Below are 6,848 nucleotides of genomic sequence, written 5' to 3' on the forward strand. Positions count from 1 at the left end.
AGCGTCGCGAGGCGCGTGCGATGACAAGGCGGGGGCGTGAAGGCAACCGTCAAGCGAAGCGGGTTGTCGAACGCCCCCAACGCCGTCAGCGTGCGTGCATCGCGGCGCTGGATCAGCGGCGGAGGCCGAGCTTCTCGATGATCGAGCGGTAGCGCTCGATGTCCTTCTTCTGAAGGTAGTTGAGAAGGCGGCGGCGCTGGCCGACGAGCAGCAGCAGACCACGACGGCTGTGGTGGTCGTGCTTGTGCTCCTTGAGGTGGTCGGTCAGGTGGGAGATGCGGTGCGACAGCAGCGCGATCTGCACCTCCGGCGAGCCGGTGTCACCCTCGGTCGTGGCGTACTCGGCGATGATCTTCTTCTTGGTCTCCGCGTCAGTTCCAACTGCCATGCGAAGGCTCCCTTCCGGCCCGTGGGCCTACTCGTTGCGCGGCGCGCCCGGGCCTGTTCACCGGGGCACTCTTGGTCCGCGGCCGATTTCACGGCTTGAGCTGCCGACCCCCATGGGACGACAACCCGAGAAGATTAACAGCGAGCCCGTGCCCGCCCCGAATCGCCGCCGGATCAGGCCACGAGCACGAGACGCGCCACCAGCCGGCGCAACCGCCACCACAGCTTCATCGCTTCATCACCCTCGACCTCGTCTCTCCGCCATATGGATCGACGCTGCGGAACCGGGTTCGGTTGCATCGGTCTGGTCATGGCTTGTCGGCGGTACCCGGAGACTCGCCCGGAGATGCACTCGGAGATGCACTGGGTGAAGCGCTCGGCGAGCTCGTCGCGATCCCGGGCAGCGAGGCCTTGGGTACGGTCGCCAGCGGCGGCTCCTGGATCACCGGCGCGTCATCGCTCCCGTCCGCGAAGGCGTTCGGGTCGAGCGCGGTGTCCGGCTGGACCCGGCTGGGCAGCGGGAAGACGTTGTAGAGCTGCGCGGCGCCGTTGGACCAGGGATAGAAGATCCGTGGCTGCAGCGGCTCACCGGTCATCTCGTCGGTGCAGGCGATCTCGGCCATGTCGATCTGGTCGGCATCAAGCGGCGGGAGCGGGGCGGCGGTCGTCGAGGTGCAGTCGGGCTGGGTGACGACGTCGATCGGCTTCCCGTCCTGGTCGAAGAGCTGGACGCCGGTCAGCGGCTTGCCCGAGGCGTCGTACGGGTAGATGTTGCTGACCCACTTCCCGCCGGAGTAGATCCCGGCCTGCTCGTCGATCGGGGCGGCGTAGCCGCCACCGCCGCCGGCCTCGTTGAAACCGTCGCTCCACCCACGGTCGTAGTCCGTGCCGCCGACGCCGCCGTTCGCCCAGGTCATGAAGAGCACGAACGCGGCGAACGCGTTCAGACCCAGGAGCACGACGCGCGCGAGCGTCCCGCGCTCACCACCCGGCCAGACCCGGCCGGCACCGATGAACATGCTGACCGCCACCGCGACGACGAGGAGCAGGACCGCCGCGGCGCTCGTCATGCCCCACCCGAACAGCGCCGCGACCAGCCAGACCGCCGCCCAGGCACGCACGATCCACCACAGTGGCCGCAGCCAGGCGACCACAGGCCCCAGATCCGTACGCAGCAGCTCACCGACCTTGGCGAGGGCGGTGTCGAAGCGGCGGTGGCCGGCATCCAGGAGCCCGTCGACCTGCTCGGCGAACCCACGGGGCGCCTTCACGCCGGCCGGGATGCCTGCCGCGGCCCGCAGCTCCTTGGCGTACTCGACGGGGTCGCCGAGCGCATCGGGTCCGCGCTCCTCGAGGAGCTCGGTGAAGTCGGCCTCGAGCCCGTCGGTGATGTCGCTGAGCACCTCCGGGTCGAGGTCGGCGAGCTCGCGGCGTACGCGAGCCAGGAAGAGCCGCACCTCCGGCGCGACGTTCGCCTCTGCATCTGTGGTCGTCATGCGCTTGCCCCTCGGAGGATCTCGGTGACGGTGGTGGAGAAGTGGGACCAGTCCTCGCTCTGCTGTTTGAGCTGGCCTTGCCCGGCGGGCGTGATGCCGTAGTACTTGCGGTGCGGACCGGACTCGGACGGCACGACATAGGAGGTCAGGGCGCCCGCGGCGTACAGCCGCCGCAGGGTTCCGTAGACCGACGCGTCGCCGACGTCCGTGAGCCCGCTGTCGCGGAGCTTGCGGACGATGTCATAGCCGTACGCATCCTCGCCGTCGACGACGGCCAGGACGGTCAGGTCGAGCACCCCTTTGAGCAGCTGGGTGGTATCCATGCTTCGCACACTACTATGCAGTGCGCACTACTTGCCAGAGCATTGCACCGCGCGCCGCTGAGGAGCTCAGCGACGACGCGAGGGCGGCCGGGTCAGGACCGGCCGCGGACGTCGCGTACGAAGTCCTTCCAGGCGGCCGTGTCGCCGGCCGGACCCTGACCGCGCGCCGGCCCGCTGAAGGTGCGCACCTGGACCGGCTGGATCGGCTGCCCCGGCGACGTGCGGGCGAGGCCGGTCTGCGCGGTGGGCACCGCGACGCTCGCGCGCAGCTGCTGGCCGTAGCCGCCCGGCGCGCCACCTGGAGCGCCCCCTGGAGCGCCACCCGGAGCGCCTCCGGAGCCGCCGGAGATGAGCGAGGACATCGGCGTGTATTCCTCCACCTCGTCGCTCTTGCCCGGGATCGCCAGCCAGATCAGTGCGATCAGGAACCCGATCGCCCACCCGTACGTCAGCCCGTACGCCCCACCCGCGGCGAGCACGTCGCCGAGCGAGGCCACCACCGAGGCCTCGCGGCCGTCGCTGAGGTAGGTGTAGAGGCTGTCGGCGATCTGGCCGGCAGCGGTGGCGACGATCGCGGCGAACCAGCAGCCGAGGAACACCGGCCAGAACGCGCGCGGCCAGATACCGACGGTGCCGAGCCAGGTCAGCAGCCAGGTGAGCACGAAGACGGTCGCGGACAGCACGACGGAGTGCACCAGGTCGCCACCGGAGAAGAGGCCGGCGAAACCGTCGCCGAAGTAGGTCAGCCGGTCACCGAGGAGCGCGGCCACCCAGCCGGCCGAGTCACTCCCGGCCTCCTCGGCCCAGCTCGAGAACGGTGTCGAGCCGGAGAGGAACTGCAGGGCCCAGAGCCCACCGGTGACCAGCAACGCGTTGAGGAAGGCCGGGATGCCGCCGCGGGGGCGCTCGGCCTCGACCTCGGTCTCGTAGACGGACGTGGGCGTGGAGTGGGGATCCATAACCAGCAATTCAACCGCACCCGGACCCCGCTGAACAGGCCACGCGGATCTACGAGTCGGTAAGACCTTGCTCGAGGATCTCGCGCGCCCGCACCACGTCGTCGCGCATCTGCTCGACGAGCGCGTCGATCCCCTCGAAGGCGACCATGCCGCGCAGCCGCTCCACGAAGGCCACCTCGACCTCGACGCCGTAGAGCTCCAGGTCGTCGCGGTCGAGCACGTAGGACTCGACCCGGCGCCCGACCACGCCCTCGAAGGTGGGGTTGGTGCCGACCGAGATGGCGGCGGGGAACCGCTCCCCCGTGTCGCGCCGGGTCAGCCAGCCCGCGTAGACGCCGTCGGGCGGCACCGCGGTCAGCGAGTCGGTGGGCACGTTGGCCGTCGGGAAGCCGAGCTCGCGGCCACGCTGGTCGCCCTTCACCACGACGCCACGCACGGAGTACGGGCGGCCCAGCGCCTCGGCCGCACCGGAGACGTCACCGGTCGCCAGGCACGTACGGATGTAGGTCGAGGACCACACCTGCGGACCGCCGTCGAGCGGGATGCCCTCGGCGGAGAAGTCGTGGATCTTGCCGTAGGCGACCAGGTCGGCCACGTCGCCGGCGGCCTTGCAGCCGTAGCGGAAGTTGGCACCGACCACGCACGCCTCGGCGTGCAGCGCGTCGACGAGCACCCGCTGGGCGAAGTCGTCCGGCGACCAGTTGGCCATCTCCATGTCGAAGGGCAGCGCCAGCACGGCGTCGGCACCGGCGGCGTGCAGCAGCTCGGCGCGCTCCTCCATGGTGGTGAGCACACCGGGGGCGTGCTCGGGCCGCAGCACCGCCATCGGGTGCGGGTCGAAGGTGACCGCCACCAGGGTGAGGTCCTTGGCATCCGCCACCTCGCGCCCCCGCCTGATCACGTGCTGGTGTCCGAGGTGGACGCCATCGAAGTTGCCGACGACGACACACGTACGCCCCAGGCCGGCCGGCACCTCACTCAGACTTCGCCACAACACGGCCACAGAATATCGGGGAGTGCTCACTCGGACGTGACCTGGGCCGTCTGTCGGGCACGGAGCGTCAGATAGACCGCGCGCATCCCGACGGCTCGCTCGATCTCGCGCAGCACCGTACCGAAGAACTGCTCGCGGTAGGTCTCGTCCGTCACGGTCGAGACCGTGAGGTAGAGCGAGGAGAACCCGGCGAGGAACAGCGCGACCTTCACCAGCTCGCCCGACACGTTCGGCAGCCAGGACAGGTTGTGCAGCGACTGCTGACCCGTCCAGCCCAGCTGCACTCCGTCGGTCATCACGATCGCGCCGAAGAGGAGGAAGAACGCGAAGACGGCGACCGCGATCAGCACGACCTGGGTGGCTTGGATGACGAGCAGCGCCAGCACCAGGTTCCAGCGTTCGAAACCCGTCACCTGGGCGAGCTCAGCGGGGTCGGTGCCGCGGCCCTCCCGGGCATCCTCGACGAGCTCCGCACAGGCGGCCTCCAGAGGCGTGCCCCGGCACGTACGCGTCAGGAAGGCGGCGTCCACGTCGTCGTCGATCCGGTCCACCTCCTCGGGCAACCGGACCAGCAGGAACGCCACCCCAGACCCGGCGAACAGCAGCGTGACCAGCCACAACGCACCCAGGTCGAGGTTGGCCGACATCTCCCATACCTCGGCGTTGATGAACAGGAACGTCATGAAGAGCAGCAGCAGCGGCAGCGCCCGCAGTGCCATCGGCAGCAGCCTGGTCAGCGACCCGAACGTACGCCCCATCGCCCACACCAGGATCGGGCGGAACCGCATCGCGGTCAGCGCATACCACCCCGCGGCTGCCACGCCCAGGGTCAGCAGCAGCGCCGGCGCCGCCCCGACGTCGCCGGTGGTCCACGCCAGCGCCACCCCGGCCGCCACCGCGACGACCACGACCACCAGACCCACCCGGACCGTACGCCGCGGCCGCATGGCCGCTCTCACGGCGACGCGCTCCTCGGGAACGAAGTAGGTCAGGCCGTTGTGACGGAACCAGGAGTCAGTGAGCCGAAGCGCCTCGGCAGATCCGTTCTGCTTCACAAGCCCGCCATCCTTGCAGGCTTTACCTCTGCTCCGTCCCGGTCATCCGACGAAGACCGCGCTCGCCTTCGCGGTCGTGGCGCTGACCGGCTCGTAGAGCGCCAGGAACTCCCCGTCGGGAGCGAACACGGCGGTGAGTCCGTCGAGCGCCAGCTTCAGCTTGCGGCCGTAGCGGACGTCCTGGGCCTGCTCCTCGGAGAGGTCGTAGGGGGTGAACGCGGCCCGGGCGGCCTCGGCCAGCGGCAGCACGGCGAACTCGTCACCGAGCTCGTCGAGCGTCTTCGCGACCTCGAGGTCGTAGGGCCCGACCGCGGTGCGGCGCAGCATGGTCAGGTGGCCACCGACCCCGAGCGCCTCGCCGACGTCGCGGGCGATCGCCCGGATGTAGGTGCCCGAGGAGCAATGGACGTCGATGTCGACATCGACCACGTCACCCTCGCGCCGGAGCTCACCGACGGTGAGCTCGTGCACCGTGACGGGGCGTGCCTTCAGCTCGACCTGCTCGCCGTCGCGTACGCGTTGGTAGGCGCGCTTGCCGTCGACCTTGATCGCCGACACCGCGGTCGGCACCTGGAGGATGTCGCCGACCTGGGTGGCGAAGGCGCTGCGTACGCGCTCCTCGTCCAGGGCGGCGGCCGAGCGGGTCTCGACGACCTCGCCCTCGGCGTCGTCCGTGGTCGTCGAGACCCCGAGACGCACCGTCGCCGAGTAGGACTTCTCGGTCAGCATCAGGTGGCCGAGGAGCCGGGTGGCGCGTTCCACCCCCAGCACGAGTACGCCGGTGGCCATCGGGTCCAGCGTGCCGGCATGCCCGACCTTGCGGGTGCCGGCCAGCCGGCGTACGCGCGCGACGACGTCGTGGGACGTGACGCCGGCGGGCTTGTCGACGATGACGAGCCCGGAGACGGCAGCGGTCACTCCTCGTCGTCCTCGTCCCACTCGTCCTCGATCTCGCGAGGCTTCTTGTAGGGGTCGGCGTCGCCGGCGTAGGTCGCCCCACGCGAGGCGGCGACCGCGTCGTCCTGCGCTTTGGCGCGGGCGAGCACGTCGTCGAGGTGGCGGGCGGTCTCCGGCAGCGCGTCGTGGATGAACTCCAGCGTCGGGGCGGTGCGGGTGCCGAGCTGCTTGGCCACCTCGGAGCGGATCAGGCCCTTGGCCGACTCCAGCGCCGCGGCGGTGCCGGCCAGCTCGGCCTCCGAGTCGGCGCCCAGCACCGTGTAGAAGATCGTCGCCTGCTGACTGTCGCCGGTCACCCGCACGTCGGTGACGGTGACGAAGCCGATCCGCGGATCCTTGATCCGCCGCTCCAGCATCTGCGCCACGATGACCTTGATCCGGTCAGCGATCCGGCGAACCCGTGGGCTACTCATGTTCACACTCTCTCAAACCGCGCCGAGTCGGCGCTAATGTCTCAACTCAAAGCGCCGAGTCGGCGCAAATGACTCACGTATCGGTGCCGAGTCGGCGCATCTGTCCCACCCTCGGCAAAGGCAGACTCAACCGCTGGGACAAACGCGCCGACTCGGCGCGTATTCCCGGAACAGACGCGCCGACTCGACACGTACGTCCGGGACAAACGCGCCGAGTCGGCGCATCTGTGCGGGACAGATGCGCCGACTCGGCACGGTGGGGGG

Annotated in this window: 8 protein-coding genes; all 8 read right to left on the bottom strand. The window is 70.0% G+C overall.

Annotation, left to right across the window (positions count from 1 at the left end):
• Window positions 1–112: 112 nt before the first annotated feature.
• Complete coding sequence (gene rpsO, locus UG56_RS21565) at window positions 113–388, bottom strand: 30S ribosomal protein S15 (protein WP_008363208.1); 276 nt, start codon at window positions 386–388, stop codon at window positions 113–115.
• Window positions 389–695: 307 nt separating this feature from the next.
• Window positions 696–1,883, bottom strand: a complete 1,188-nt coding sequence (locus UG56_RS21570) for a hypothetical protein (RefSeq protein WP_045548853.1) — start codon at window positions 1,881–1,883, stop codon at window positions 696–698.
• A complete protein-coding gene (locus UG56_RS21575) occupies window positions 1,880–2,206 on the bottom strand; it encodes a PadR family transcriptional regulator (RefSeq protein ID WP_045548854.1) in 327 nt (108 codons plus the stop codon). The genes UG56_RS21570 and UG56_RS21575 overlap by 4 nt, the downstream gene beginning before the upstream one ends.
• A 92-nt stretch (window positions 2,207–2,298) precedes the next feature.
• On the bottom strand, window positions 2,299–3,165 hold the full coding sequence (locus UG56_RS28705) for a hypothetical protein (RefSeq protein WP_071327243.1): 867 nt from the start codon (window positions 3,163–3,165) through the stop codon (window positions 2,299–2,301).
• A gap of 49 nt (window positions 3,166–3,214) precedes the next feature.
• Window positions 3,215–4,162 (bottom strand): bifunctional riboflavin kinase/FAD synthetase, encoded by a 948-nt coding sequence (locus tag UG56_RS21585; protein ID WP_256206817.1) that lies wholly within the window; start codon window positions 4,160–4,162, stop codon window positions 3,215–3,217.
• A gap of 23 nt (window positions 4,163–4,185) precedes the next feature.
• A complete protein-coding gene (locus tag UG56_RS21590; protein ID WP_045551659.1) occupies window positions 4,186–5,214 on the bottom strand; it encodes a hypothetical protein in 1,029 nt (342 codons plus the stop codon).
• Between the two features lie 42 nt (window positions 5,215–5,256).
• Window positions 5,257–6,132 (bottom strand): tRNA pseudouridine(55) synthase TruB, encoded by an 876-nt coding sequence (truB, locus tag UG56_RS21595; RefSeq protein WP_045551660.1) that lies wholly within the window; start codon window positions 6,130–6,132, stop codon window positions 5,257–5,259.
• Window positions 6,129–6,590, bottom strand: a complete 462-nt coding sequence (rbfA, locus tag UG56_RS21600) for a 30S ribosome-binding factor RbfA (RefSeq protein ID WP_218145261.1) — start codon at window positions 6,588–6,590, stop codon at window positions 6,129–6,131. Before rbfA ends, truB begins: the two co-directional genes overlap by 4 nt.
• Window positions 6,591–6,848: the final 258 nt, after the last annotated feature.

The organism is Nocardioides luteus, from assembly GCF_000960475.2.
Taxonomy (GTDB): Bacteria; Actinomycetota; Actinomycetes; order Propionibacteriales; family Nocardioidaceae; genus Nocardioides; species Nocardioides luteus_A.